We start from the raw sequence: 511 nt of genomic DNA on the forward strand, positions 1-511 counted from the left end.
TCGTTATGTACTAAAAGTGCCCTCAAATTAGAAAAAGTGAAGTTCGCGTTAGTTCACCATTCTCGGTATTGTGGAGGTGTTGAAGACGCAGGCTTTTACATAAAGGTCTCGCAAAGGACAAGGGGATGAAGGAGTGTCATAAACTATTCACATTCTTATGGATAACCTATGACCATTTACTTCATTTATCTATATATCAAAGTTGAAGGAATTTATTAGAAGAAGGGCAGTGGTAGAAGATGGCAAAGTTTAGAATGGTACGTACTGATTTTTGGACGAATCCAATTGTTTCAGAAGTGATGACGCCAGAGGATCGTTATTTTTACGTTTATCTTTTAACGAATCCACATACAACTCAAATTGGAATCTACAAAATAACGAAAAAACAAATGGCGTTTGATCTTGGCTATTCCATTGAGAGTGTTCATTCGTTAATGGAACGATTTATCACGCATCACAAGTTGATTCGTTACAATCCTGAAACCAGAGAACTCGCGATTAAAAACTGGGG

Annotated in this window: 1 pseudogene; it reads left to right on the top strand. The window is 37.2% G+C overall.

The annotated features are described in order from the left end of the window. Positions 1-239: 239 nt before the first annotated feature. A pseudogene (locus V7266_RS25575) lies at positions 240-511 on the top strand (DNA replication protein DnaD); the annotation flags it as partial.

The sequence above is a fragment of the Neobacillus drentensis genome, from assembly GCF_036965645.1.
In the GTDB taxonomy this organism is placed as follows: Bacteria; Bacillota; Bacilli; order Bacillales; family Cytobacillaceae; genus Neobacillus; species Neobacillus drentensis_D.